The 25,437-nt window shown below is 71.7% G+C and carries 22 protein-coding genes; 15 read left to right on the top strand and 7 right to left on the bottom strand.

Annotated elements, in window-relative coordinates:
- Positions 1-189 precede the first annotated feature (189 nt).
- Positions 190-1,446 (bottom strand): serine hydrolase, encoded by a 1,257-nt coding sequence (locus QFZ64_RS21710; protein ID WP_307068202.1) that lies wholly within the window; start codon positions 1,444-1,446, stop codon positions 190-192.
- Between the two features lie 212 nt (positions 1,447-1,658).
- Here QFZ64_RS21710 and deoC point away from each other — a divergent pair, with 212 nt between their 5' ends.
- Genes deoC through QFZ64_RS21695 form a run of 3 tightly spaced genes read left to right on the top strand, consistent with a single transcriptional unit; the run spans position 1,659 to position 4,934 of the window.
- Positions 1,659-2,612 (top strand): deoxyribose-phosphate aldolase, encoded by a 954-nt coding sequence (deoC, locus tag QFZ64_RS21705; protein ID WP_307071807.1) that lies wholly within the window; start codon positions 1,659-1,661, stop codon positions 2,610-2,612.
- Positions 2,613-2,617: 5 nt separating this feature from the next.
- Complete coding sequence (locus tag QFZ64_RS21700; RefSeq protein ID WP_307068200.1) at positions 2,618-4,054, top strand: aldehyde dehydrogenase family protein; 1,437 nt, start codon at positions 2,618-2,620, stop codon at positions 4,052-4,054.
- Complete coding sequence (locus QFZ64_RS21695; RefSeq protein WP_307068198.1) at positions 4,047-4,934, top strand: aldehyde dehydrogenase family protein; 888 nt, start codon at positions 4,047-4,049, stop codon at positions 4,932-4,934. The genes QFZ64_RS21700 and QFZ64_RS21695 overlap by 8 nt, the downstream gene beginning before the upstream one ends.
- Positions 4,935-5,140: 206 nt before the next feature.
- Here QFZ64_RS21695 and QFZ64_RS21690 read toward each other — a convergent pair whose 3' ends face one another.
- Together QFZ64_RS21690 and QFZ64_RS21685 are read right to left on the bottom strand one after the other, a co-directional pair.
- Complete coding sequence (locus tag QFZ64_RS21690; RefSeq protein ID WP_307068196.1) at positions 5,141-7,174, bottom strand: bifunctional serine/threonine-protein kinase/glutamate ABC transporter substrate-binding protein; 2,034 nt, start codon at positions 7,172-7,174, stop codon at positions 5,141-5,143.
- Positions 7,175-7,410: 236 nt separating this feature from the next.
- A complete protein-coding gene (locus tag QFZ64_RS21685; RefSeq protein ID WP_307068194.1) occupies positions 7,411-7,806 on the bottom strand; it encodes a hypothetical protein in 396 nt (131 codons plus the stop codon).
- Positions 7,807-7,958: 152 nt separating this feature from the next.
- Here QFZ64_RS21685 and QFZ64_RS21680 point away from each other — a divergent pair, with 152 nt between their 5' ends.
- Positions 7,959-8,603: a uridine kinase gene (locus tag QFZ64_RS21680; protein WP_307068192.1), complete on the top strand. Its 645-nt coding sequence runs from the start codon at positions 7,959-7,961 to the stop codon at positions 8,601-8,603.
- A gap of 249 nt (positions 8,604-8,852) precedes the next feature.
- On the opposite strand, the gene QFZ64_RS21675 is transcribed toward QFZ64_RS21680, so the two are convergent.
- On the bottom strand, positions 8,853-9,572 hold the full coding sequence (locus tag QFZ64_RS21675) for a SigE family RNA polymerase sigma factor (protein ID WP_307068190.1): 720 nt from the start codon (positions 9,570-9,572) through the stop codon (positions 8,853-8,855).
- A gap of 216 nt (positions 9,573-9,788) precedes the next feature.
- Here QFZ64_RS21675 and afsQ1 point away from each other — a divergent pair, with 216 nt between their 5' ends.
- From afsQ1 to QFZ64_RS21650, 5 genes are all read left to right on the top strand, one after another.
- A complete protein-coding gene (afsQ1, locus tag QFZ64_RS21670) occupies positions 9,789-10,466 on the top strand; it encodes a two-component system response regulator AfsQ1 (protein WP_176945138.1) in 678 nt (225 codons plus the stop codon).
- A 333-nt stretch (positions 10,467-10,799) separates the two neighbouring features.
- Positions 10,800-12,344, top strand: a complete 1,545-nt coding sequence (locus tag QFZ64_RS21665; protein WP_307068188.1) for a HAMP domain-containing sensor histidine kinase — start codon at positions 10,800-10,802, stop codon at positions 12,342-12,344.
- Entirely contained in the window at positions 12,341-12,979 is a 639-nt protein-coding gene (locus QFZ64_RS21660) for a hypothetical protein (protein WP_307068185.1), read from the top strand. The genes QFZ64_RS21665 and QFZ64_RS21660 overlap by 4 nt, the downstream gene beginning before the upstream one ends.
- A 254-nt stretch (positions 12,980-13,233) precedes the next feature.
- Positions 13,234-13,815 carry a VanZ family protein gene (locus QFZ64_RS21655; protein WP_307068183.1) on the top strand — a complete coding sequence of 194 codons (582 nt, stop codon included), beginning with the start codon at positions 13,234-13,236 and terminating at the stop codon, positions 13,813-13,815.
- Between the two features lie 111 nt (positions 13,816-13,926).
- Complete coding sequence (locus QFZ64_RS21650; protein WP_307068181.1) at positions 13,927-14,127, top strand: PspC domain-containing protein; 201 nt, start codon at positions 13,927-13,929, stop codon at positions 14,125-14,127.
- Between the two features lie 102 nt (positions 14,128-14,229).
- On the opposite strand, the gene QFZ64_RS21645 is transcribed toward QFZ64_RS21650, so the two are convergent.
- The gene (locus QFZ64_RS21645; RefSeq protein WP_307068179.1) at positions 14,230-14,634 is read right to left on the bottom strand and encodes an ATP-binding protein; all 405 of its coding nucleotides are present in this window, start codon (positions 14,632-14,634) and stop codon (positions 14,230-14,232) included.
- A gap of 177 nt (positions 14,635-14,811) precedes the next feature.
- Positions 14,812-15,927, bottom strand: a complete 1,116-nt coding sequence (locus tag QFZ64_RS21640) for an adenosine deaminase (RefSeq protein ID WP_307068177.1) — start codon at positions 15,925-15,927, stop codon at positions 14,812-14,814.
- Between the two features lie 112 nt (positions 15,928-16,039).
- Between QFZ64_RS21640 and QFZ64_RS21635 the strand changes: the two genes are divergently transcribed.
- The gene (locus QFZ64_RS21635) at positions 16,040-16,801 is read left to right on the top strand and encodes a prolyl oligopeptidase family serine peptidase (RefSeq protein WP_307068175.1); all 762 of its coding nucleotides are present in this window, start codon (positions 16,040-16,042) and stop codon (positions 16,799-16,801) included.
- Between the two features lie 250 nt (positions 16,802-17,051).
- On the opposite strand, the gene QFZ64_RS21630 is transcribed toward QFZ64_RS21635, so the two are convergent.
- Positions 17,052-18,026, bottom strand: a complete 975-nt coding sequence (locus QFZ64_RS21630; protein WP_307068174.1) for a LysR family transcriptional regulator — start codon at positions 18,024-18,026, stop codon at positions 17,052-17,054.
- Positions 18,027-18,092: 66 nt separating this feature from the next.
- On the opposite strand from QFZ64_RS21630, the gene QFZ64_RS21625 reads away from it, so the two are divergent.
- The 5 genes from QFZ64_RS21625 to QFZ64_RS21605 all read left to right on the top strand — a co-directional run bounded on the left by QFZ64_RS21625 (position 18,093) and on the right by QFZ64_RS21605 (position 25,426).
- Positions 18,093-19,418 (top strand): MFS transporter, encoded by a 1,326-nt coding sequence (locus QFZ64_RS21625; RefSeq protein ID WP_307068172.1) that lies wholly within the window; start codon positions 18,093-18,095, stop codon positions 19,416-19,418.
- 346 nt (positions 19,419-19,764) lie between these two features.
- Positions 19,765-20,814: a BMP family protein gene (locus QFZ64_RS21620; RefSeq protein ID WP_307068168.1), complete on the top strand. Its 1,050-nt coding sequence runs from the start codon at positions 19,765-19,767 to the stop codon at positions 20,812-20,814.
- A gap of 606 nt (positions 20,815-21,420) precedes the next feature.
- Entirely contained in the window at positions 21,421-23,043 is a 1,623-nt protein-coding gene (locus tag QFZ64_RS21615; protein ID WP_373430642.1) for an ABC transporter ATP-binding protein, read from the top strand.
- Positions 23,040-24,167 carry an ABC transporter permease gene (locus tag QFZ64_RS21610; RefSeq protein ID WP_307068166.1) on the top strand — a complete coding sequence of 376 codons (1,128 nt, stop codon included), beginning with the start codon at positions 23,040-23,042 and terminating at the stop codon, positions 24,165-24,167. The genes QFZ64_RS21615 and QFZ64_RS21610 overlap by 4 nt, the downstream gene beginning before the upstream one ends.
- Positions 24,164-25,426 carry an ABC transporter permease gene (locus QFZ64_RS21605; RefSeq protein ID WP_307068164.1) on the top strand — a complete coding sequence of 421 codons (1,263 nt, stop codon included), beginning with the start codon at positions 24,164-24,166 and terminating at the stop codon, positions 25,424-25,426. Before QFZ64_RS21610 ends, QFZ64_RS21605 begins: the two co-directional genes overlap by 4 nt.
- Positions 25,427-25,437: the final 11 nt, after the last annotated feature.

Below are 25,437 nucleotides of genomic sequence, written 5' to 3'. Positions count from 1 at the left end.
GTTCCGCGGACGCCGCCGCCCCCTCGGAGACATCCGTGGAGCCCTCGGCGTCCTCGGAGTCCGCGGACCCCGAGGGCGCGTGGGTCTCCGAGGGCTCCGAGGGCTCGGGGGTGGGCGGCTGGGACTCGGGGGAGGTCATGCCGTCGATTCTGCCCGACGCTCCCGCCGGCCCCGTACACGGAGGTCGCCCTATCGGCCGCCGTCCGCGCAGAGCTGCTCGTCGATCACGGCGTTCGCCGCGGGCGTGGTGTCGTCGTCGCCGTCCCCCGTCGCCGCCACGACGACCACGTGGCGCCCGTCGGCGCTGAACCCGTTGCGGGTGGTGTAGCCGGAGAGGTCCCCGCCGTGGCTGTAGTAGCTCCCGCCGCAGCTCAGCGGGACCTTCATCAGGCCGAGGCCGTAGCGCGCCCCGGGCCAGGCGGGGTCCAGTTCCTTCGCCCGTACGGTCGTCTCCATCTCGGCGAGCTGGGCCGGCTTCAGCAGCCGGCCCTTCATGAGCGCCGAGTAGAACGCCGTCAGGTCGGCGGTGTCACTGATCATGGCGCCGGCGGAACCGGCACCGCTCGGGTTCATCACGCTGACGTCGATCGGCGTCCGGCCCTCGGCGCCGAAGGCGGAGTACCCCTTGAGGTGCGGGCCCTTCATGTAGGGGTCCGTGTAGGGGGCGGTCGTGCGGTGCAGTCCCAGGGGCCGGACGATGCGGCCGGTCACCTCGTGCTGCCAGCTCCGGCCGGTCACCTTCTCGATGATCATCCCGGCGAGGACGTAGTTGGTGTTGGAGTAGCTCCAGTCCTTCCCCGGGGCGAATACCGGGGGGTGCTTCATCGCTGTCGCGACGAGCTGGTCGTCCGTCCAGCTCCGCAGGTGCCCCTGCTGGAAGGCGTCGATGTCGGTGAGGACCGGGAAGTCCTGCGTGAAGTCGAAGAGGCCGCTGGTGTGGTTGAGCAGTTGCCGGACGGTGATGTCGCGGCCGTCGTTGCCGTTGCCGGTGACCACGCCCGGAAGCAGCTCCTCGACGGTGTCGTCGAGCGAGAGGCGCCCCTCGCCGACCAGTTGCAGGACGACCGTGGACACGAAGGTCTTGGTGGAGCTGGCTATGCGGAAGGTGTCACCGGGCCGGGCCGGGCGGCCGGTCTCCTGGTCGGCGACCCCGGCGGTGGCGGTGCGGGAGCCGTGCGGGCCGGTCGAGCGGACGACCACGCCCACGGTGCCGGTGTCGTGGACCGCGTCCGCCCCGTGCCGGAGGGAGGGCGCGGGCGTGTGCGTCGCCGCCGCCGCGGGCGTGACCAGCCCTGCGCCGACCAGGACGGCGGTGGCGGTGGTGGCGAGTGCGGTGATGACCGTACGGGAGGTGGCGCCGGTACGGGAGGCGTTGCCGGTGCGGGGGTCGAGGGGGGTGGTGCGGGTGTTGAGGAAGGTGCGCTGGGTGGTGGTCTCGGTCGCCATGGTCTGGCAGCTCCTCGGAGTGGGAGGACCCGGCTCGGTCCGACGTGCCCTTCAACCTAGGAGCCGGGGCCGCCCGCCACGATGAGGGCTGCATGACAAACCGAGGTACAGCCTGCACCACCGTCTCCGCGCACCCGCACACCACCGTCTCCGCGCACCGCACATCGGGGCTGTACAGCCGCTACGCGCGTAGATATGCTCGTCTGGTGACCATGCCCACCACTGCACCACACGCTCTCAGCGACGTCACCGCGTCCGACGGGACGCTGCGTCGCTTCCTGCACGGGCTGCCCGGGGTCGACACGGTCGGCCTGGAGGCGCGCGCCGCGTCGCTCGGCACCCGGTCCATCAAGACGACCGCGAAGGCGTACGCCATCGACCTCGCCATCTCGATGGTCGACCTGACGACGCTGGAAGGCGCGGACACCCCGGGCAAGGTCCGGGCGCTCGGCGCCAAGGCGGTCCGCCCCGACCCGACCGACCGTACGGCCCCCGCGACCGCCGCCGTCTGCGTCTACCCCGACATGGTGGCCACCGCGAAGCAGGCCGTCGCCGGTTCCGGCGTCAAGGTCGCCTCCGTCGCCACCGCCTTCCCGGCCGGCCGCGCCGCGCTCTCCGTCAAGCTGGCGGACGTCCGCGAGGCCGTCGCCGCCGGGGCGGACGAGATCGACATGGTCATCGACCGGGGCGCGTTCCTCGCCGGGAACTACAGGAAGGTGTACGACGAGATCACCGCCGTGAAGGAGGCCTGCGGGACGAGCGCCCGCCTGAAGGTCATCTTCGAGACGGGCGAGCTGTCGACGTACGACAACATCCGGCGCGCGAGCTGGCTCGGCATGCTGGCCGGGGCGGACTTCATCAAGACGTCCACCGGCAAGGTCGCGGTCAACGCCACGCCCGCCAACACGCTGCTGATGCTGGAGGCCGTCCGCGACTTCCGCGCGCAGACGGGCGTCCAGGTGGGCGTCAAGCCGGCCGGCGGCATCCGCACCAGCAAGGACGCGATCAAGTTCCTGGTGCTGGTCAACGAGACCGCGGGCGAGGACTGGCTGGACAACCACTGGTTCCGCTTCGGCGCCTCCTCGCTGCTGAACGATCTGCTGATGCAGCGCCAGAAGCTGGCCACCGGCCGCTACTCCGGCCCCGACTACGTGACGGTGGACTGAATCCCATGGCTCCTGTTTTCGAGTACGCCCCGGCGCCCGAGTCGCGCGCGGTCGTCGACATCGCCCCGTCCTACGGACTGTTCATCGACGGCGAGTTCACCGAGGCGGCCGACGGCAAGGTCTTCAAGACCGTCTCCCCCGCCACCGAGGAGGTCCTCTCCGAGGTCGCGGAGGCCACCGAACGGGACGTCGACCGCGCGGTCGGCGCCGCCCGCAAGGCGTTCGAGAAGTGGTCGGCGCTGCCCGGCTCCGAGCGCGCCAAGTACCTGTTCCGCATCGCGCGGATCATCCAGGAGCGCAGCCGCGAGCTGGCCGTCCTGGAGACCCTGGACAACGGCAAGCCGATCCGTGAGACCCGCGACGCGGACCTCCCCCTCGTCGCCGCGCACTTCTTCTACTACGCGGGCTGGGCCGACAAGCTGGACCACGCCGGCTTCGGCGCGAACCCGCGTCCGCTCGGTGTCGCGGGCCAGGTCATCCCCTGGAACTTCCCGCTCCTGATGCTGGCCTGGAAGATCGCCCCGGCCCTCGCGACCGGCAACACGGTGGTCCTGAAGCCCGCCGAGACGACTCCGCTGTCCGCCCTGTTCTTCGCGGACATCTGCCGCCAGGCGGGCCTGCCCCGCGGCGTCGTCAACATCGTCACCGGTGACGGCCGCGCCGGAGCCGCGCTGGTCGCCCACCCGGACGTGAACAAGGTGGCGTTCACCGGTTCCACGGCCGTCGGCAAGCAGATCGCCCGCACGGTCGCGGGCACCGCCAAGAAGCTCACGCTGGAACTGGGCGGCAAGGGCGCCAACATCGTCTTCGACGACGCACCCGTGGACCAGGCGGTGGAGGGGATCGTCTCCGGCATCTTCTTCAACCAGGGCCAGGTCTGCTGCGCGGGCAGCCGTCTGCTGGTCCAGGAGTCGATCCACGACGAACTCCTCGACTCCCTCAAGCGCCGTCTGGCCACCCTGCGCCTGGGCGACCCGCTGGACAAGAACACCGACATCGGCGCGATCAACTCCGCCGAGCAGCTCGCGCGGATCACCTCCCTCGCCGACCAGGGCGAGGCGGAGGGCGCCGAGCGCTGGTCCCCGGCCTGCGAACTCCCCTCCGCCGGCTACTGGTTCGCCCCGACGCTCTTCACGAACGTCACCCAGGCGCACACCATCGCCCGCGACGAGATCTTCGGCCCGGTGCTGTCGGTCCTCACCTTCCGCACCCCCGACGAGGCCGTCGCCAAGGCCAACAACACCCCCTACGGCCTGTCGGCGGGCATCTGGACGGAGAAGGGTTCGCGCATCCTGGCGGTCGCGAACAAGCTCCGCGCGGGCGTCGTCTGGTCCAACACGTTCAACAAGTTCGACCCGACCTCGCCGTTCGGCGGCTACAAGGAGTCGGGCTTCGGCCGCGAGGGCGGCCGCCACGGCCTGGAGGCGTACCTCGATGTCTGACCGACTCAACGTGCTGAAGACCTACAAGCTGTACGTCGGGGGCAAGTTCCCGCGTTCCGAGAGCGGCCGGGTGTACGAGGTGACGGACTCGAAGAACAGGTGGCTGGCCAACGCCCCGATGGCCTCCCGCAAGGACGCCCGGGACGCGGTGGTCGCCGCGCGCAAGGCGTTCGGCGGCTGGTCGGGCGCGACGGCGTACAACAGGGGCCAGGTCCTCTACCGCGTCGCGGAGATGCTTCAGGGCCGCCGCGAGCAGTACGTCCGTGAGGTCGCCGAGGCGGAGGGCGCGCCGAAGTCGAAGGCCGCCGAGCAGGTGGACGCGGCGATCGACCGCTGGGTCTGGTACGCGGGCTGGACCGACAAGATCGCCCAGGTCGTGGGCGGCGGCAACCCGGTCGCGGGCCCGTACTTCAACCTGTCCTCCCCGGAGCCGACCGGCGTGGTCGCGGTCCTCGCACCGCGGGACTCCTCCCTCCTGGGCCTGGTCTCGGTGCTCGCCCCGGTGATCGCCACGGGCAACACGGCGGTCGTGGTGGCGTCCGAGAAGGCCCCCCTCCCCGCCCTCTCCCTCGGCGAGGTACTGGCCACCTCCGACGTTCCCGGCGGCGTCGTCAACATTCTCTCCGGCCGCACGGCGGAGCTCGCCGCCCCGCTCGCCGCCCACCAGGACGTCAACGCGATCGACCTGGCCGGCGCGGACGAGCCCCTGGCGAAGGACCTCGAGATCGCCGCAGCCGACAACCTCAAGCGCGTCCTGCGTCCACACCCTGTGGAGAACTGGACGGCAACCCCGGGAACCGACCGCATGACGGCCTTCCTGGAGACGAAGACGGTCTGGCACCCGACGGGCGCCCTGGGCGCGTCGGGCTCGTCGTACTGAGTAGGTCACGCCCCACACCGCACGTCTCGAACCCCACACCCGCCGTCCTGACGGACACCTCACCGCGGAACAACCACGGTCACGCCCCCGCCCTCGTACCTTCCCGAGGACGGGGGCTCCCGCGTTCCCGGGGACCGGCGTGGACCTGCCCCCCGGGGGCGGCTCCCTGACGGGCCGGGACCCGGCGGGCGCGCCGGGTGCGCCGCTCACTCACCCGAGCACGGCCTCAACTCCGGTCTGCTCGGCGCCGTCTTCCGCCCGGTCAGCGGGGACAGGTCCTTCATGTACGTGTCCGACCACTCGTCTCCGGTCAGGACCTTCCGGAGCTCCGAGCACACCTTGGCGTGCAGGACGGGGTCGTCCTTGCGCATCGCCACCCCGTAGGGCTCCGTACCCACGCCGCTGGGGAGCAGTTTCAGCTCCGCGGGATCGTTCTCGGCGTACCCGGCCAGAAGGACGTCGTCCGAGGCGACCGCGTACACGCTGGAGCTCTTGTCCAGCAGCCTTTCCACACACTCCTTGTAGCTGTCGGGCTGCCACTTTCCCGTGGCGTAGCCCTCCTTTTCCAGTCTGTCCGCGTACGTGGAATCCCGCGCCGTGCACACATCGACGTGATTTTTCTTCACGTCGGCGGCCGAATCGAGCTCGTACCTCGCGGATTTTTTGCGCACGAGAAGGCTGGTGCCCGCGTTGTAGTAAGGGCCGACGAATCTGATGCCGTCCCGCTTCTCGCGTTCGGACGTCATGCTGTACGAGGCGATGACCAGGTCCACCTCCCCGTTCTTCAGCTTGCTCGCCCGGTTCGCCGTGGTGACCGGGTAGAAATCCACCTGCCCCCTGCCGTAGCCCAGTTCACGCGCGAGGGAATAGGCGATGTCGACGTCGAATCCGCTCCAGGTGTCCGTTTTCTCGTTGTGGAGGCTCAGTCCGGGCTGATCCTCCTTGGCGCCGATCGTCAGCCTTTTCGTGGCGGTCTTCCAGTGCTCCCACGCCTTCTCCGTGTCACTCCCGGCGGATCCCACTTCCCGTTGCCCGGAGGAGTCGTCCTTCTGCTCCCCGAAGCCGCCACGTGAAATGACCCAGCCTCCCCCGGCCAGCAGGACGACGCACACCGCGGCCGCCGTCACCCTCCAGGCCCGGAACCGGCCGCGGTCCCCGCGCGGCGCCGTCGGCGCCGGCGACTCGGGAGGGACAGCTGCGGAGGAGACGGCGGATTCCGGTGCCGCCACGGCCGGTGTGGGTCGTGAGGCGGACGGTGTGTGCGGGGCCGTGGGCGGGGGTGCTTGGGTGACGGGTCCGGCAGGAGTGGCAGCCGAGGCGGGAGTGGCGGCCCTGGCGGGGTGCGGCATGCCCGGGTCCGCGAGGACCTCACGGAGCATCTCCTCCGTCGCGGCCGCGTCCGGACGCCGGTGCGGGTCCGTGGCCAACAACCCCCGGATGACGGGGGCGAGGGGGCCCGCGTACCGGAGAACGGGGTCGGGATGCTGCTGGATGTCGGCCTGCACCTCCCAGACCTCGCTCCCGGCGAAGGGCAGGCGTCCCTCGACCATCTCGTACAGGGTGACACCCAGCGCCCACAGGTCGGAGGCAGGTGTGGGACCGGGGGTGCCGGGGGCGAAGAGTTCGGGCGCCAGGTAGGGAGGCGTGCCGATGATCCCGCCGTACCGGGTGACCCGGTCCGCACCCTCGAAGGTGGCGATGCCGAAGTCCACCAGCACCACCTGACCGCCGTCCCGGACCAGGACGTTGCCCGGCTTGACGTCGCGGTGCAGGACCGACGCCTCGTGAACCGCCCGCAGACCCTGGGCCATCTGGAGACCGATGGCCGCGGCCCTGGGCACGCCGAGCACCCCGTCACGGGTCAACAGGTCTGCCAGCGAACGCCCTTCCAGCAGCTTCATCACGATCCAGACCTGGTCGGCGGTCTCGATCTGGTCGTGGACCGTCACCACGTTCTGGTGCTCGATCTTGGCGAGGGCCTCCGCCTCGCGACGGGCCCGGTGTATCGCGGCCCTCTGCGTGTCCGGGGGCATGGCTCTGCGGTCGAGGAGTCTCTTCACGGCGACGAACCGGCGCAGCCGCCTGTCGTAGGCCTTCCAGACCTCGCCCATGCCCCCGCTGCCGATGGGCTCCAGCAGCTCGTAGCGGCCCTCGATCACGGTGCGGGGGGTGGAGAGAGGATCCTCGGGATGCCCGTCGGCGCCGCCGTCGACCCCGTTGATTCCGTCGTCGTTGTGCACGTGGCCCCCTTGCACCCCTTGGCACCTCTTGTGCCAAACCTGGATCGCCCCACATTAGACGGCCCTCAGGTGGCCTCGGGGAGTCCGCGCGACGTACAACGGCGGCTCAGCCTGCGCGTCATGGACCCGGCCCCGGCGGACCGCCCGCACCGGCCGCACCGGCCGGCCGGAGGGCCGGAAGGCCGGAGGGCCGCCACCTCCCCCGCGGAGATCGCGGCCCTCCGTGCGGCCCCGCGTCAGCGCGCTGCGCCCACCACCTGCCCGGCGACCGGGACCGAGCCGACCGACGGGGCCTGGGCGACCGGGCCCGTGACCATCTGCGAGGTCAGCGGCCGGAAGTCGGCGAGCTGCGTGCCCACCCCGTTGTCCAGCGGGTCCACACCGGTGCCCGCGAGGGGGTTGGGCTTGAGACCCGCGACCGGGCCGGTGACGTAGCCGACCGTGCCGGTGGTCGCCTGGAGGCCGGCCTGCGGGTCCACCTTGCCGAGGGAGCCGGCATGGTGCGTCCCGTCGACGACGGGGAGGGTCCCCGCCGCGGCCGTGGTCGCCCCCGCGCCCACGGCGACGCCCGCGGTCGCGAGGGCGACGAGGACGCGCCGGGTGGCCGGAGTACGGGGAGTGTGTCGTGTCATGAGGTGCCGCCGCCTTCTTGATCTCTGGTGCGTGTACCGGCGTTCGCCGTCGGTAACAGATTCAACACGTAGGGTAGTTGACGTGTGATGTGCGCTCCAACGCCGACCCGCGGGGTCGGCAGGGGGCGGGTGATGCGTCAAACTGGTGTCCCGTGAGCCCCCATCCCCCGTCACCCGCCCGCGTCGTGCTGCTCTGCGGCCCCTCCGGCTCGGGCAAGTCCCTCGTCGCCGCCCGCTCCGGGCTTCCCGTCCTGCGTCTGGACGACTTCTACAAGGACGGTGACGACCCCACGCTGCCACTGGTGCCGGGGAGTGCGGACATCGACTGGGACGCCCCCGGTTCCTGGGACGAGGACGCCGCCGTCACCGCCGTCGCCGAGCTGTGCGCGCACGGCCGCACGACCGTGCCGGTGTACGACCTCTCGCTCAGCGCCCGTACCGGCACGGAGGAACTGAGCATCGGGCGGACCCCGCTGTTCGTCGCGGAGGGTGTCTTCGCCGCCGAGATCGTGGCCCGCTGCCGGGAGCTGGGGTTGCTGGCGGAGGCGCTGTGCCTGACCCGGGGACCGGTGAAGACGTTCCGCCGACGCTTCCTGCGCGATCTGCGCGAGGGCCGCAAATCGGTGCCGTTCCTGTTGCGGCGCGGCTGGCGGCTGATGCGCGCCGAGCGTTCGATCGTCGCCCGCCAGACGGGCCTGGGGGCCCGCCCCTGCGACCGCGACGAGGCGCTGAGCCGGATGGCGGCCGCGGCGGTGGGACGGTCCACGGGGCCGGCGGCGACGCGGACGGTGGCGTAGGCCGGCTGGGCCGCCCGTACGTACACGCGGGAGCCGGGCCCGTACACGCAGGAGCGGGGCCGGGAGACCCCCCCGGCCCCGGCCCCGCTCCTGTGTTTCCCCCGTGGTCCCCCGTTCCCCCGTTGTCCCCCTCCCCGGCACCGCTCCCCCGTCTCCCCGTTTCCCCCGTGGAGCCCTCTCGGTACCGTCCCCGTGATCCCCCGTGATCCCCCGTATTTCCCCCGTTGACCTCCGGCCGACGCGCCGCGCTCAGGCGACGAGTTCGCCGAAGGACTCCTCCTCGTCACGGCCGAAGCTGAGGTCCTCGTCCTCGCGCAGCCGGCGGAGCGACCGCCAGATGCTGGACTTCACCGTGCCGACACTGATGCCGAGGATGTCCGCGATCTCCGGGTCCGTGCGGCCCTCGTAGTAGCGCAGGACCAGCATGGTGCGCTGGAGTTCGGGCAGCCGGGCGAGCGCCTGCCACAGCACGGCGCGCAGCTCGGTGCCGCGCATCGCGTCCGTGTCACCGGCGGTCTCCGGCAGTTCCTCGGTCGGGTACTCGTTCAGCTTGCGGCGGCGCCACGCGCTGATGTGCAGGTTGGTCATCGTGCGGCGGAGGTAGCCCCCGACCGCCGCCTTGTCCGTGATCCGGTCCCAGGCCCGGTACGTCGAGAACAACGCGCTCTGCAGCAGGTCCTCGGCCTCGAAGCGGTCACCGGTGAGGTGGTAGGCGGTCGCGTACAGGGAGGCGCGGCGCTCCTCGACGTAGGCGGTGAACTCCGCCTCCGCCGCGGACCGGCGCTCCCCCGGGGCCTCCCCGTACGCGGTCTCCTCCGCCCCCGTGCTGCCGCCGCCCCCCGTGCGGGCGTCGACCACCGCCATGTAGGCGGCGGCGTGCTGGCGCCCCCGGCCGCGGACCGTGGCCCGGTTGACGTCGTGGAGCCGCGTGACAACCGCGCTCGTCATGGTGCCGTGCAGCGTGTTCATCTCGCGCCCCCCGTCGTGGAGTCCCGGACCTGCGTCGTGCTCTTTCGATGTCGAGAAGCTTGCCCGGGCCACTTCATCGCCGTGTCCGTCGACTGTCACAGAGCTGTCACAGGGGTCGTCCGGTGGGCACCGGCGGACGGTTTCGCGTAGGGGGGAGATGTGTGGGAGCGCCCCAACAGTCGAAACCTGCCGGTGCCATGGGCCAGAATGGCCATCGTGCCTTCCCTGTTGCTGATCGAGGACGACGACGCCATCCGGACGGCCCTGGAGCTCTCTTTGACGCGCCAGGGTCATCGGGTGGCCACTGCTGCCACCGGTGAGGACGGTCTGAAACTGCTGCGTGAACAGCGGCCCGACCTGATCGTGCTGGACGTGATGCTGCCCGGCATCGACGGTTTCGAGGTGTGCCGGCGCGTGCGGCGCACCGACCAGCTGCCGATCATCCTGCTCACCGCGCGCAACGACGACATCGACGTCGTCGTCGGGCTGGAGTCCGGCGCCGACGACTACGTGGTCAAACCCGTGCAGGGCAGGGTGCTCGACGCCCGCATCCGCGCGGTGCTGCGCCGCGGCGAACGCGAGTCCAGCGACTCGGCGACGTTCGGCTCGGTGGTCATCGACCGCTCGGCGATGACGGTCACCAAGAACGGCGAGGACCTGCAGCTGACGCCGACGGAGCTGCGGTTGCTGCTGGAGCTGAGCCGGCGGCCCGGACAGGCGCTGTCCCGGCAGCAGTTGCTGCGGCTGGTGTGGGAGCACGACTACCTGGGCGACTCCCGGCTCGTGGACGCCTGCGTGCAGCGGCTGCGCGCCAAGGTCGAGGACGTGCCGTCGTCCCCGACGCTCATCCGTACCGTGCGGGGCGTGGGCTACCGGCTGGACACGCCTCAGTGACGGAAAGCGACGGAAGTGGCCCAGGTGACTCCGAAGTCCACAGCGCAGCAAGGAGCCGGGGAAATCAAGGGGGCTGAGGGAACGGCCGGTCCGGAGGGGACCGGCGACGTTTCGGAGACCGGGGCGATTCCGGAGACCGGCGGTGTTTCGCAGACCGGCGGTGTTTCGGAGACCGGAACAGCCTCGGGGACCAAAACCGAGGGATCTCCGGCAGCCCCAGGCGCCTCCGGCGGCAGCTCGGGGGTCTCCTCGGACGCCTCCCCGGCGTCCGACTCGGCAGCCGAGGAGGCGCAGGGCGGCCTCCGCGGCTGGTCCGCGGGGCGCCGCCGCAGCGTGTGGTCGCGGATCCGGCTGACCAGCCTCCGGCTGCGCCTGGTCGTGGTGTTCGGCCTGGTCGCGCTGACGGCCGCCGTCTCCGCGTCCGGCATCGCCTACTGGCTCAACCGCGAGGCCGTGCTCACCCGCGCCCAGGACGCCGTACTGCGCGACTTCCAGCAGGAGATGCGGAACAGGGCGAGCGCCCTGCCCACGCACCCCACGCAGGAGCAACTGCAGCGCACCGCAGGGCAGATGGCGAACAGCAGTCAGCGCTTCAGCGTGCTGCTCGTCGCCGAGGACTCCGGCGGCCGGACCGTCACCGGCAACTCGGACCTCGGTACCTTCACCCTCGAGGACGTGCCGGCCTCACTGCGCACAGCGGTCGACCGGCGGCAGTCCGGCTCCTCGGGCAAGAAGCCCACCTATCACCTGTACTGGCAGCGGATCGAGGAGGACGGCCGGCCGTACCTCGTCGGCGGCGCCCGGGTGGTCGACGGCGGCCCGACCGGCTACATGCTCAAGTCCCTGGAGCCGGAGGCCAAGGACCTCAACTCGCTGGCCTGGTCGCTGGGGATCGCCACCGCGCTGGCGTTGGTCGGCGCCGCGCTCCTGGCGCAGGCGGCCGCGACGACCGTACTGAAGCCGGTGCACCGGCTCGGCATCGCCGCCCGCCGGCTCGGCGAGGGCAAACTCGACACCCGGCTGCGGGTCTCCGGCACCGACGAACTGGCCGAGCTGTCAAGGACGTTCAACCGGACGGCGGAGGCGCTGGAGAAGAAGGTCGCGGACATGAGCTCCCGCGAGGAGGCCTCCCGCCGGTTCGTCGCCGACATGTCGCACGAACTGCGCACCCCGCTGACCGCGATCACCGCGGTGACGGAGGTGCTGGAGGAGGAGCTGGACGCGGAGACCGGCAGTGTCGACCCGATGATCGAACCGGCGGTACGACTCGTCGTCAGCGAGACCCGTCGGCTGAACAACCTGGTGGAGAACCTGATGGAGGTCACCCGCTTCGACGCGGGCACCGCCCGGCTGGTCCTGGACCACGTGGACCTCGCCGACCAGATCACCGCGTGCATCGACGCCCGCGCCTGGCTCGACGCCGTCGAACTGGACGCCCCCCGCGGCATGATGGCCAACCTGGACCCGCGCCGCCTCGACGTCATCCTCGCCAACCTGATCGGCAACGCGCTCAAGCACGGCGGTTCGCCGGTACGGGTCGCGGTCCGCGAGGACGGCGACGACCTGGTGATCCGGGTGCGGGACCACGGGCCCGGCATCCCCGAGGACGTCCTGCCGCACGTGTTCGACCGCTTCTACAAGGCGAGCGCCTCCCGCCCCCGCTCCGAGGGCAGCGGGCTCGGTCTGTCCATCGCCATGGAGAACGCGCACATCCACGGCGGCCAGATCACCGCCGCCAACTCGCCCGAGGGCGGCGCGGTGTTCACGCTGCGACTGCCCCGGGACGCGTCCTCGCTCATCGACGGCGACGAGGACCGCACGGACGGCGGGCGCGAGGGCGGCGACGCGGCCACCGGCGGCAGGGGGGACGACCGATGAGGCGGCAGAGGCCGGGCGTGCCCCGGCGGACGAGAACCGCGGGACTGCTCCTCCTGCCCCTGCTGGCGGCGGTGCTGGCGGGATGCGGCATCCGGCCCACCCAGGTGCCCACGGACTTCGGCCCGGCGCCTTCACGGCTGCCGTGCTCGCTGCCGGCGGCGGAGAGCACCGCGGTGGCCGACCCCGGCATACCCGTGCAGGTCTTCCTCGTGTGCGCGGCGCAGTTGGTGGCGGTGGACCGCTCGGTGCGAATACCCGACGGCACGGCGGAGGCGGAACGACGGGTCCTGGTGGCCCAGAACCTCCTCGACGAACTGTCGGCGAAGCCCACGGCGCCGGAGACGGCGGCCGGCTACTCGACGGACGTGCGCGACGGCCTGCGGGTGGTCGGTCCGGGCGGCCACGACCCGGAGAACACGTTCCGTCTGAGCGTGTCCCCGAGCCGTCTGAAGCCGGCCGAACTGGCGGAGATCATCTGTACGTTCGCCACCTCCGAGGCGACGGCGGCGGACGACGGCACGGTTCTTCTCGGCGGCCCCGCCGCCACCCCCCTGAACCGCTACACCTGCACCACCGGGCTGCGCACCCACCCGGCGACACAGGACCCCGAGCCGAAACCGATCAGCACCACGTGAGCGCCCCGCGTCCCTGCGAGGCACGGGAAAGTCTCTGAGGGGCGCGGGGAAGTCCCTGGGGAGAGGAACCCGAGGGGCGCGGGGAAGCGCTGCGAGGAAGTCCCCGAGGGGCGCGGGGGACCGCGCGACCAGCCACGCCCCACCCGCACGCGTCCCTCCACCCGATCCCCCTCCCCCGGAGGGGGCCGACAGAGGCGGCAGAGGCGAGGCGAACCTCCGGAACCGATCCCCCCACACCCCGCGTCTACGCAGTCGTGCAGCGACAAGGTCCCGCCCGCGACGACATCACGTCTCGCGGCAACCCCGCCCCCCGGCTCCGTGCGACAGGCATCGCCCTCCTCGTCGCCCACCTCGCCCTCGTCGCCTGGCTCACGCTGCGCCCTCTCGACGTCCCCTGGGTGAGTCCTGCCAACCTCCGCCCCTTCGCCGGCATCAGGGCCGACCTGGCCCTGCCCGCCGCGGAGGCGACCCGCAGGATCGTGGCGGGGCTCGCCCTGCTGGCCCCGCTCGGCGTCCTCCTCCCGGCCGTGCACGCCCGGCTGGACGCCTCGCCCCTCGCCTCCCTGGTCCGCACCGTCACCGCCGGCGCCCTCCTCTCCCTCGGCATCGCGCTCGCCCAGACCAGCGTTCCCGGCCGGGTCGTCGACATCGACTGCCTGCTGCTCAACACGGCCGGAGTGGCCCTGGTCCACCTCGCGGTGGTCCCCGCGGTACGCGCCCGGCTCCGCCGCAGGGCCGAGGGGCGAGGCCGTGCCGCCCTCCTCGGGGAGGAGCCCGTTCTCGAACCCTCTCAGGGTCGGACCCCGACGATTCCCAGGGTCGAAGTGGCTCCTTAGAGTGACGACGGCGCCCGCTTCGTCCGCGTAGCGTGGATTTCACGACGGCGTACCGCTCACCGGTTGTGACAGTGGTCCGCCCCACCCACGCTCGCGTGAAGGAGCCTTCCCATGAGCACTCTGGCCCGCCCCACGAACGGACGCATGATCGGCGGAGTGTGCGCGGCCCTGGCCCGCCGCTTCGGTACGTCCGCGACGACGATGCGCGTGATCTTCCTGGTCTCCTGCCTGCTTCCGGGACCGCAGTTCCTGCTCTACATAGCCCTGTGGATCCTGCTGCCCTCGGAGCACAAAACCGCCTCGGCCTGGTGACCGCACCCCTACCCCGGGCATACGGAGACGCCGGTGGGCGCCCTCCGGCCGAAGGGCGCCCACCGGCGTCGTACCGCGTGCGGCGCGGTGCCCGTGTCCGTATCAGTTCAGCGGGATGCCGTTCACCGGAAGACCCTGGGTCGACAGGCCCTGGGTCGACAGGCCCTGGGTCGACAGGCCCTGAGGCGGCAGGCCCTGGATCGGCAGACCGCCCAGCAGTCCGCCCAGCGACCCGGTGGTGTCCTGCCCGCCGGGCAGCGTGTGCTGCACGGCCGGCTCGGCGGTTTCCAGGGTGCGGCCGACCGCCCCCTGCCCCTGACCGAGCACGTGCCCCGCGCCGGGCAGCGTCTTGGCGACGCCGTCCGCCGGCAGCGCGTGGGTGGCGGTGTCCAGGCCCGGGGTGACGTCCGGAAGGGCCGGGGCGGCGTTCGCGGCGCCCGCGCCCGCGGCGGCGAAGGCGGCGCCGAGGGCGGCGACACCGAGGGTCTTGGCAGCAGACTGCTTCATGGTGAATGCGTCCTTGAATGCGTTGTCGGGGATGAGCGGTTCCCGACCGTAAACACGCGGGACCGCCCGCCGCAAACATCCCTTCACATGAAAAGGGTGAAGAATTCATGGAGGCGCATTGCGTCGAAACCCGTTCCGATTCCTCCGGCGCCGACATCAGCGCTGGTCACACCGGCCCTACTGGAACAGCCATTCGGATTTCAGCTCGGCATACCGGGGCTTGATCACGTCATTGATCATCGCCAACCGTTCATCGAAAGGAATGAATGCCGACTTCATGGCATTGACCGAGAACCACTGCATGTCATCGAGCGTATAACCGAACCCCTCGACAAGGTGCTCGAATTCACGACTCATACTGGTCCCGGACATCAGCCGGTTGTCGGTGTTGACCGTCGCGCGGAACTGCAGCCGTCGCAGCAGCCCGATGGGGTGCTCGGCGTACGAGGTGGCGGCTCCGGTCTGCAGGTTGGAACTGGGGCACAGCTCCAGCGGTACGCGCTTGTCGCGGACGTAGGCGGCCAGGCGGCCGAGGGTCACCGAGCCGTCGTCGTGCACCTCGATGTCGTCGATGATGCGCACGCCGTGCCCGAGGCGGTCGGCGCCGCACCACTGCAGCGCCTGCCAGATCGAGGGCAGCCCGAAGGCCTCACCGGCGTGGATCGTGAAGTGGTTGTTCTCCCGCTTCAGGTACTCGAAGGCGTCCAGGTGCCGGGTGGGCGGGTGCCCGGCCTCCGCGCCCGCGATGTCGAAGCCGACGACGCCCAGGTCGCGGTAGCGGTTGGCGAGTTCCGCGATCTCCAGCGAGCGGGCCGCGTGCCGCATGGCGGTCAGCAGGGCGCCGACGCGGATGCGGCGGCCGCTCTCCCGGGCCCGCCGCTCGCCCTCGCGGAAACCCTCGTTGACGGCCTCGACGACCTCCTCCAGGGTGAGCCCGCCCTCCAGGTGCTGCTCGGGGGCGTACCGCACCTCGGCGTAGACGACGCCGTCCTCGGCGAGGTCCTCCGCGCACTCCGCGGCGACCCGTACCAGCGCCTCGCGGGTCTGCATCACGCCGACGGTGTGCGAGAAGGTCTCCAGGTACCGCTCCAGGGACCCGGAGTCGGCGGCCTCGCGGAACCAGAGGCCGAGCTTGCCGGCGTCGGTCTCCGGCAGGCCCGAGTAGCCGGTGGCGCGGGCGAGTTCGGCGACGGTGCCGGGGCGCAGCCCGCCGTCGAGGTGGTCGTGCAGCAGGACCTTGGGCGCGCGGCGGATCTGATCGGAGCTGGGGGTGTGCTCGTGCTGGCTCGTCATTGGCGCACCATAGCCCCTACGCGCGTAGACAAGAGGGGTGGCGAACCGTCGATACGTAACAGTGATCGCCCGGGAGGATGGCGTACACCACGACTTCTGACACTGTTCTGCCATGGCACAGCAGACGACGCCGGTTCGCCGGGCCCGGCTGGGAAGGGCGCTCGGTCCGGAGGTGACGGCGGTGAGCGGCGTGGTGCTGCTGCTCCCGGACGGCCGGGAGGACTCCGGGCGCAGGCCGTCCGCGCTGAGGTCGACCGCGTCGGTGCGCGCGCTCGCCCGCCGGCTGACCCGCGCGAGCCGCGCCGAGGGCCTGGTGGCGCACACGGTGCACTACCGCCACCGCGGCTGGAACGGCGGCGAGGCGCATCTGTCCCAGGACGCCTCCTGGGCGGTGGACGAGACGTTACGGCGGTACGGGGACGTCTCCGTCTGCCTCGTGGGCCTCGGCATGGGCGGCAGGGCGGCGCTGCGCGCGGGCGGTCACGAGGCCGTCGACGCGGTCGTCGCCATCGCCCCCTGGCTCCCGGAGGAGGACGCGGCGGCGCCACCCGAACCGGTGAAGCAACTCGTCGGGCGCCGGGTGCTGCTCGTGCACGGCACCAGCGACCGGCGCATCGACCCGGAGCTGTCCTTCCGGCTCGCCGCGCGGGCGAAGAAGGCCAACCGGGACGTGTGCCGCTTCGAGGTGCACTCCGACGGCCACGGGCTGCGCCAGTACCGGTCCGAGGTGCACGCGCTCGCCGCGGACTTCGTCCGGGGCGCGCTGTTCGGCCGGCCGTACTCGCGCCCGGTGCAGGACGCACTGGCGGCACCCCCGCCACTGGGCCTGCGGATGCCGCTGGCGGCGGGGTTCGGCCAGACCCGCCGCAAGTGACGGGGGTTGCCGCAAGGGCGCCCGGTCGCGCAGGTCGGTGGCCGCACGTGACAGCACCCGACCGGCGACCCGACCCACCGCAATCCCCCCGCTCCCGGACCGGCGGGGACGGTGGACGGCAGTAGACCGCCGGTGAGCCGGGCTTCCGGATCCCCCGCTCCCGGATCGGCGGGCACGCGGACAGCGGGTGTCCGGCGGACCGGGCGGACAGCGGGCGTCCGGCGCCCCGGGCCGCCGCCGGAACCGTCGGCTACTGGTCGGCCGGGGCGGTGGACAGCAGGCGGCCCCGGCGGGAGAGCAGGAACTGTTTGAACGCGGCGACCGGCGGCGTGTCCGGGTGTCCCTCCAGCCAGGCCACGCCGATCTCCCGCACCGCCCGCGGCGCGGTGACGGTCAGTTCGACGACTCCCGGGCGCGGCACGGCCGGCGGCGGCAGCAGCGCGACGCCCAGCCCTGCCGCCACCAGCCCGCGCAGGGTCTCCGCTTCCTCCCCCTCGAAGGCGACCCGCGGCACGAACCCGGCCTCGCGGCAGGCGTCGTCGGTGATGCGACGCAGCCCGTAGCCGGCCTCCAGGGTCACGAACGCCTCGTCGGCGGCCTCGGCGAGCCGCACCCGGCGGCGCCCGGCGAGGCGGTGGTCGGCCGGGACGACGAGCCGCAGCTTCTGCTCGTCGAGCCGCCGCCCGACGAGGTCGGGCGCGTCCGGCACCGGCGAGGTCAGGCACAGGTCCAGCTCGCCCGCGCGCAGGCCCTCCAGCATGGCCTCGCCGTAGTTCTGCACCAGGCTGAAGCGCACGCGGGGATGGTCGGCGCGGAAGGCGCGGATCAGTCCCGGGACGGTTTCGGAACCCATGGTGTGCAGGAAGCCGAAGGCGACCTTGCCGACAGCCGGGTCGGCGTCCACGCGCACCTCCTCGGCGGCCCGGCCGATCTCGGCGAGCGCGCGTTCGACGGAGCGCAGGAAGCTCCGGCCCGCGGGGGTGAGGGAGACCGTGCGGCCGCGGCGGGCGAACAGGTCGACGCCAAGGTCCTGTTCGAGCCGGACCATCGTCCGGGACAGCGTCGACTGCGGCACCCGCAGCTCGCGCGCGGCACGCGTGACGTGCTCGGTACGGGCGACACCGGCGAAATAGGCGAGGCGCGGGACGAGCGCCGCGACGATGTCTTCCATGTCACTTGTGTCACCGGACGGTGACAGGCGTGGCCGTGGCCTCTGCTCATGCATCACAGGAACGATTATGAGGGTTTCGTGCATTGGACGGATCAGTGGCGGCGTCCTTAGGTTCGTGGCATGTCTCCCGCCGATACCGGGGCGCTCACCAGGGTGAGCGCCGACGCCCCCGCCGACACCCAGGCCCCCTCCCCCACCGCATCCGCCGACGCCCAGGCCCCCTCCCCCGCCCCCGCCCCCGACTCCCGGCTGACCCCGGGCGGTCCCGGTTACCGGCGGATGAGCCTCGCCCTCTTCCTCGCCGGGGTGGCCACCTTCGCCCTCCTGTACTCCACGCAGGCGCTGCTCCCGCTGATCTCCGACGACCTGTCGGTGACCGCGGGCGCGGCGAGCTGGACGGTGGCGGCCGCGACCGGCGGTCTGGCCCTGTTCGTGCTGCCGATGAGCGCGCTGTCGGAGCGGTTCGGGCGGCGCACGGTCATGACGGCCTCGCTCGCCGTCGCGGTCGCCGTGGGTCTGCTGGTGCCGTTCGCGCCGTCGATCGGGTGGCTGGTGGCGCTGCGCGCGGTGCAGGGCGCGGCCCTGGCCGGGCTGCCCGCGTCGGCGACGGCCTATCTGGCCGAGGAGGTGCGGCCCAAGGCGCTGGTGACGGCGATCGGGCTGTTCGTGGCGGGCAACAGCATCGGCGGGATGAGCGGCCGGCTGCTCACCGGCTGGATCGCGCAGCTGTTCGGCTGGCGGGTGGCCGTCGGCACGATCGGCGTCGTCGCGGTCGGATGCGCGGTGGCGTTCCGGCTGCTGCTGCCGGCGCCGCGGCACTTCACGGCGGGCTCGCTGCGGCCGCGTGTGCTGCTCGGCGCGCTCCGCGACCACCTCGGCAACCCGCTGCTGCGCCGGCTGTACGCGATCGGCGCACTGTTCATGACGGTCTTCGGCGGCGTCTACACGGTGATCGGCTACCGGCTGACCGACGCCCCGTTCTCGCTCCCGCAGGGCGTCATCGGCTCGATCTTCCTGGTGTACCTGGTCGGCACGGTCTCGGCGTCGACGGCGGGCCGGCTGGTGGGGCGTCTGGGCCGGCGCGGCGCGCTGTACCTGGCCGGCGGCACGACGGCGGCGGGCCTGCTGCTCTCCCTGGCGGACTCGCTGCCCCTGGTGCTGGCGGGCCTGGTGCTGATCACCGCGGGCTTCTTCGCGGGGCACGCGGTGGCGTCCTCGGCGGTGAGCCGGACGGCGACGCACGGCCGGGCGCAGGCGCAGGCGCTGTACCAGTCGGCGTACTACATCGGCTCCAGCGTGGGGTCCACGCTGGGCGCGACGGCGTACCACGCGACGGGGTGGCCGGGGACGGTCGCCATCGGCCTGCTCGCCCTGGCCGGCGTCACGGCCATCACCCTCCTGGGCACACGGGCGGCCCGCCGGACGGCCGTGGCCCGAACGGCGTAGGCGCCGGGTGGTGGCGAGTGTTTCTTTCACTCCCGTCGCCCCTGCTCTTCCCCTCTCCTGAGGCAAGCCCCCGGGCTCCGGATCGGATCCCGGCCACGTGGCGGAGCCGCAGAACCGCACAGCCCCGCGTCCCTGGTGAGGGGCGCGGGAAGCGCGCTTTCAGCCACGGCACACCCGCACCCGCCGACGCACACGCACCCCCGAACTGCCGGGCGCCGAAGTGCCCGTCCGACGGCACAGCTCGGTAACGGAGCGGACAGAAGGGTTTTTCCGGCTCGTCTACGCGCGTTACGCTGCGGCGGAACCAGCGCCTGGTAGGGGCGCGTGCACAAAGGAGTCTCGTTCCATGCGCCGGGTGTCCCGTATCGCCGTCGCGTCTGTCGCGACCGCAACCCTCGCCGTCACGGCGTCCGCCTGCGGCAGTTCGTCCAGCGAGTCCGCCGGCAGCGGCGACAAGAGCAAGGGCGTCGCCCTCGCGTACGACGTCGGCGGCAAGGGCGACCAGTCCTTCAACGACGCCGCCACCTCCGGCATGGAGAAGGCCGCCACGGACTTCAGCACCGGCTCCAAGGCCATCGAGCCCCAGGACGGCGAGTCCGACGCGGACAAGGTCCAGCGTCTGGAGCAGCTCGCCAAGGAGGGCTACAACCCGGTGATCGGCGTCGGCTTCGCCTACGCCCCCGCCGTCAAGGAAGCCGCCAAGAAGTACCCCAAGGTGACGTTCGGCATCGTCGACGACAACACCATCAAGGCGGACAACGTCGCCGACCTGGTCTTCCACGAGGAGCAGTCCTCCTACCTCGCCGGTGTCACCGCCGCGAAGACCACCAAGTCGAACGTGGTCGGTTTCATCGGTGGTGTGGACGTGCCGCTCATCCACAAGTTCGAGGCCGGCTTCGAGCAGGGCGTCAAGGACACCAACCCCAAGGTCAAGGTCAAGTCGCAGTACCTGACGGAGACCGCGGCCGAGGGCGGCTTCTCCAGCCCCGACAAGGGGCAGAGCGCCGCCGAGGGGCAGATCGACGCCGGTGCGGACGTCGTCTACCACGCGGCCGGCCTCTCCGGCCAGGGCGTCATCAAGGCCGCCGCCGCGCACAAGGTGTGGGCGATCGGTGTCGACTCCGACCAGTACAACCAGTCGGCGCTGGCGAAGTACAAGAAGTACATCCTCACCTCGGCGCTGAAGAACGTGCAGGGTGCGGTCTACGACCTCGCCAAGTCGGTCATCAAGGACAAGAAGCCGCAGAAGGGCGAGATCCGCGGCAGCCTGGACAACGGTGGCGTGGGTCTGGCCGACTCCAACCCGGTCTTCAAGAACGACAAGGACCTGCAGGCCGCCCTCGACAAGGCCGAGAAGGGCATCAAGGACGGTTCGATCAAGGTCAACGAGTCCTGAACGAGTCCTGACGGACGGACGTGAGCGACGGTGGGTCCGCCGGTGCGCCGCCGGACCCACCCGATCCGTCGGACGCACCGGGCCCGCCCGGACCTCCGGACCCACCGGGTCTGCCGGACCCACCGGGTCTGCCTGACCTGCCGACCCACCGACCCACCGGCCCGCCGCCGGTCCGCCGGGTCCCGCGCCGGCCCCGTCGGCGCGCGGCGGCACCGTCCCCCGGCCGGGGGTCACGACGCGACGACATCCCGGCCACGACGTCATCACGCGGTCCGCGAGGACCATGGTCAGCGCGACGCCGCAGTGGCAGCGTTACGGCCGCACGACGAGGTGCGGGGAGGACCGCCGACCCGCACCCCCGTCCGGCACAATGCTCGGGAACGGTCGGGAACGCTCCGGAACGAACCCCAAGGGACCCACAGGGAACCCGAAGGATTCCGAAGCGAAACCGACATGCACCCGAGCACTATTTAAGGCAGGGGCGCTACGCGCGTAGATCGGCCCCTTTTCCAAGGAGAGTGCGCCATCGACGCGTCCAGCAGCCCTCCGCTCACCGCGCGGTCGACCGCGGTCGAGCTGGCCGGCATCACCAAGCGGTTCCCGGGGGTGGTCGCCAACCACGACATCCACCTCACCGTCCGCAAGGGCACCGTGCACGCCCTCGTCGGCGAGAACGGCGCCGGCAAGTCGACGCTGATGAAGATCCTCTACGGCATGCAGAAGCCGGACGAGGGCACCATCGCGGTCGACGGCGAGCAGGTGGCCTTCGGCAGCCCCGCCGACGCCATCGCCCGCGGCATCGGCATGGTCCACCAGCACTTCATGCTCGCGGACAACCTCACCGTCCTGGAGAACACCGTCCTGGGCAGCGAGAAGCTCCACGGCATCGGCGGCGGCGCCCGCCGGAAGATCAAGGAGATCTCCGAGCGGTACGGGCTGGGCGTGCGCCCCGACGTCCTGGTGGAGAGCCTCGGTGTCGCCGACCGCCAGCGCGTGGAGATCCTCAAGGTCCTCTACCGCGGCGCCCGCACCCTGATCCTGGACGAGCCGACCGCGGTCCTCGTGCCGCAGGAGGTCGACGCGCTCTTCGCCAACCTGCGCGAACTGAAGTCCGAGGGCCTGGCCGTCATCTTCATCTCGCACAAACTGGGCGAGGTCCTCTCCGTCGCCGACGAGATCACCGTGATCAGGCGCGGCACCACCGTCGGCACCGCCGTCCCCGCGAAGACCACCCCCCGCCAGCTCGCCGAGATGATGGTCGGCAGCGAACTGCCCACCCCCGAGACCGCCGAGTCCACGGTCACCGACCGCCCGGTGATCGAGGTCGAGGGCCTTACCGTCTACGCCGCCGGCGCCTCGCTCGGCGAGGTGGGCGAGGCGAGCGACACCACCGCGCCCGCGGCCAGCGGCGGCACCGGCGCCCTGCTCACCGACACGCCCCCCGGGGCCGACGTGCGGCGGGTGCTGGACGACGTGACGTTCACCATCCACGCCGGCGAGGTCATGGGCATCGCCGGGGTCGAGGGCAACGGACAGACCGAGCTGATCGACGCGCTGATCGGCACCAAGGGCGCCGACTCCGGCACCCTGCGCTTCCTGGGCGAGGACATCACCCCCTGGCCCACCCGCAGGCGCCGCGAGCACGGCGTCGGCTACATCCCCGAGGACCGCCACCGCCAGGGCCTGCTCCTGGAGGCCCCCCTCTGGGAGAACCGCATCCTCGGCCACGTCACCGAGAAGCCCAACGCCAAGGGCTTCTGGCTGGACCCCAAGGGTGCCCAGGCCGACACCCGGCGGATCGTCGAGGAGTACGACGTCCGCACCCCCGGCATCGACGTCACCGCCGCCTCGCTCTCCGGCGGCAACCAGCAGAAGCTGATCGTCGGCCGCGAGATGAGCCACTCCCCCAAGTTCCTGATCGCCGCGCATCCCACCCGCGGTGTGGACGTCGGCGCGCAGGCGCAGATCTGGGACCGCATCCGCGAGGCCCGCCGCGAGGGCCTGGCCGTGCTGCTGATCTCCGCCGACCTGGACGAGCTGATCGGTCTGTCGGACACCCTGCGGGTGATCTACAACGGCCGTCTGGTCGCCGACGCCGACCCGGCCACCGTCACCCCCGAAGAACTCGGCTCCGCCATGACCGGCGCGGCCGCCGGGCACCTGGAGCACGACGAATCAGGCGCCGCCGAAGGCGCCACCGAGGCCGCCCCGGAGGACGAGGCCCGATGAAGAAGTTCGACAAGGAGCGGGTGCTCCTGGCAGTGGCCGGACCGGTCATCGCGCTCGTCCTGGCGATCGCGCTGACCTCCGTCGTCCTGCTCGCCTCGGACCGCAATCCGTTCGAGCCCTACAGGCTGATGCTCCAGCAGGCGTCGTACTCCGACGTGCAGGTGCTGATCGTCAACCAGGCGTCGATGTACTACATCGCCGCGATCGCGGTCGCCCTCGGCTTCCGCATGAACCTGTTCAACATCGGCGTCGACGGCCAGTACCGCCTCGCGGTCGTGATGACCGCCGTGGTCGGCGCCAACGTCGCGCTGCCGAACTTCCTGCAGATCCCCCTGCTGCTGCTGGTCGCCATGGGCACCGGCGCGCTGTGGGCGGGCATCGCGGGAGCGCTGAAGGTGACCCGGGGGGTCAGCGAGGTCGTCGCGACGATCATGCTGAACTCCATCGCCACCGCCGTCATCGGCTACGTCACCCTCGCGCACGTCTGGGGCGTCCAGCTCGGCAACAACATGACGACCGGCGTGATGCGCAAGTCCGGCTGGATCCCGGGCATCGACCTCGGCGCGGACGTCGGCGAGATCTACGGCCTGGTCTTCCTCGCCATCCTGCTGGGCGTCGCCTACTGGCTCGTCCTCAACCGCACCCGCTTCGGTTTCGACCTGCGCGCCACCGGCGAGTCCGAGACCGCCGCCGCGGCCTCCGGCGTCAACGCCAAGCGCATGGTGTTCGTCTCCATGGTGATCTCCGGCGCGGTGGCGGGCCTGGCCGGGCTGCCGCTGCTGCTCGGCGACACCCACACCTACAGCCTCAGCTTCCCCGCCGGTCTCGGCTTCACCGCCATCGGCATCGCCCTGCTGGGCCGCAACCACCCCGGCGGCATCGCGCTCGCCGCGCTGCTGTGGGCCCTGCTGGACAAGGCCTCGCCCGCCCTCGACTACGCGACCCCGGTGGCGTACGAGAAGGAGATCGCGACGATCATGCAGGGCCTGATCGTCTTCGCGGTCGTCATCTCCTACGAGGCCGTACGGCAGTGGGGGCTGCGCCGCCAGCAGAAGCGGGTCGGCGCGGAACTCGCCGCGGCCGCACTGAAGACTTCCGACCAGAAGGAGGCGGCGGCCCGATGAGCACCGCGACCCTCACCAAGCCGCAGGCGAAGCGGCCCGGCCGGAGCGGCCGCCGGCTCTCGCTGCCGGTGCTCCTGCTGGTCATCGCCGGCGTGCTGGTCCTCACCTCCGCCGTCCGGCTGATCACCGGTGCGGACGGCATCACCTCCACCGGACAGATGTCCACCGCGCTGCGGCTCGCCGTCCCGATCGGGCTCGCCGGCCTCGGCGGCCTGTGGGCGGAGCGCGCGGGCGTGGTCAACATCGGCCTCGAGGGCATGCTGATCCTCGGCACCTGGTTCGGCGCCTGGGCCGGCTACCAGTGGGGCCCCTGGACCGGCGTCGCCTTCGGCATCATCGGCGGCGTCCTCGGCGGCATCCTGCACGCCGTCGCCACCGTCACCTTCAACGTGAACCACATCGTCTCCGGTGTGGCGATCAACATCCTGGCGCTGGGCACCACCCGCTATCTGTCGAAGTTCACCTTCGAGGGCGTCCCGCAGGGCTCCTCCAAGCAGTCCCCGCCGATCGACTCGCTGGGCACCTTCGACATCCCCGGGCTCTCCAGCGGCCTGAACACGCTCAACGGCAAGCACTGGTTCCTGGTCTCCGACCTCGCCGGTCTCGTCGGCGGTCTGATCACCGACCTGTCGCCGCTCACCGTGATCGCCGTCGCCCTCGTCCCGCTGTCCTGGTGGGTGCTGTGGCGGACCGCCTTCGGGCTGCGGCTGCGCTCCTGCGGCGAGAACCCGGTGGCCGCCGAGTCCCTCGGCGTCAACGTCTACAAGTACAAGTACCTCGCCGTGCTGATCTCCGGCGGCTTCGCCGGCCTCGGCGGCGCGTTCCTGTCGATCGTGGCGTCCAACGTGTACCTGGACGGCCAGACCGCCGGGCGCGGCTACATCGGTCTCGCCGCGATGATCTTCGGCAACTGGATGCCGGGCGGCCTCGCCCTCGGCGCGGGCCTGTTCGGCTACACCGACAGCCTCAACCTGCGCGGCGGCACCACCAACGTGCACGCGCTGATCCTGCTCCTCGCCATCCTGCTGGTGTTCGGGGCGGCGTACCTGGTGTGGCGCAAGCGGCACGTGCCGGCCGCGGCCACCGCGGTCGTCGCCGTACTGATGTTCCTCTGGTACGTCTCCACGGACGACGTCCCGCGCCAGGTCGTCACCGCCACCCCGTACGTCGTCACGCTGCTCGTCCTCTCGTTCTCCGCGCAGCACCTGCGGATGCCGAAGGCGGACGGTCTGCCCTACCGCAAGGGGCAGGGCAAGTGACGGCCACCGGT

The organism is Streptomyces sp. B3I8 (assembly GCF_030816915.1).
In the GTDB taxonomy this organism is placed as follows: Bacteria; Actinomycetota; Actinomycetes; order Streptomycetales; family Streptomycetaceae; genus Streptomyces.
Note: the sequence above shows the minus strand (reverse complement) of the source record. Positions and strands in the feature narration are given on the sequence as shown.

Coding starts and splice junctions, on each gene's coding strand:
- QFZ64_RS21660 (WP_307068185.1), top strand. CDS start 12,341: ATGAGGCGGCAGAGGCCGGGCGTGCCCCGGCGGACGAGAACCGCGGGA.
- QFZ64_RS21645 (WP_307068179.1), bottom strand. CDS start 14,634: ATGAAGCAGTCTGCTGCCAAGACCCTCGGTGTCGCCGCCCTCGGCGCC.
- QFZ64_RS21700 (WP_307068200.1), top strand. CDS start 2,618: ATGGCTCCTGTTTTCGAGTACGCCCCGGCGCCCGAGTCGCGCGCGGTC.
- QFZ64_RS21605 (WP_307068164.1), top strand. CDS start 24,164: ATGAGCACCGCGACCCTCACCAAGCCGCAGGCGAAGCGGCCCGGCCGG.
- QFZ64_RS21695 (WP_307068198.1), top strand. CDS start 4,047: ATGTCTGACCGACTCAACGTGCTGAAGACCTACAAGCTGTACGTCGGG.
- QFZ64_RS21630 (WP_307068174.1), bottom strand. CDS start 18,026: ATGCATGAGCAGAGGCCACGGCCACGCCTGTCACCGTCCGGTGACACA.
- QFZ64_RS21650 (WP_307068181.1), top strand. CDS start 13,927: ATGAGCACTCTGGCCCGCCCCACGAACGGACGCATGATCGGCGGAGTG.
- deoC (WP_307071807.1), top strand. CDS start 1,659: ATGCCCACCACTGCACCACACGCTCTCAGCGACGTCACCGCGTCCGAC.
- QFZ64_RS21635 (WP_307068175.1), top strand. CDS start 16,040: ATGGCACAGCAGACGACGCCGGTTCGCCGGGCCCGGCTGGGAAGGGCG.
- QFZ64_RS21685 (WP_307068194.1), bottom strand. CDS start 7,806: ATGACACGACACACTCCCCGTACTCCGGCCACCCGGCGCGTCCTCGTC.
- QFZ64_RS21620 (WP_307068168.1), top strand. CDS start 19,765: ATGCGCCGGGTGTCCCGTATCGCCGTCGCGTCTGTCGCGACCGCAACC.
- QFZ64_RS21675 (WP_307068190.1), bottom strand. CDS start 9,572: ATGAACACGCTGCACGGCACCATGACGAGCGCGGTTGTCACGCGGCTC.
- QFZ64_RS21710 (WP_307068202.1), bottom strand. CDS start 1,446: ATGGCGACCGAGACCACCACCCAGCGCACCTTCCTCAACACCCGCACC.
- QFZ64_RS21640 (WP_307068177.1), bottom strand. CDS start 15,927: ATGACGAGCCAGCACGAGCACACCCCCAGCTCCGATCAGATCCGCCGC.
- QFZ64_RS21610 (WP_307068166.1), top strand. CDS start 23,040: ATGAAGAAGTTCGACAAGGAGCGGGTGCTCCTGGCAGTGGCCGGACCG.
- QFZ64_RS21625 (WP_307068172.1), top strand. CDS start 18,093: ATGTCTCCCGCCGATACCGGGGCGCTCACCAGGGTGAGCGCCGACGCC.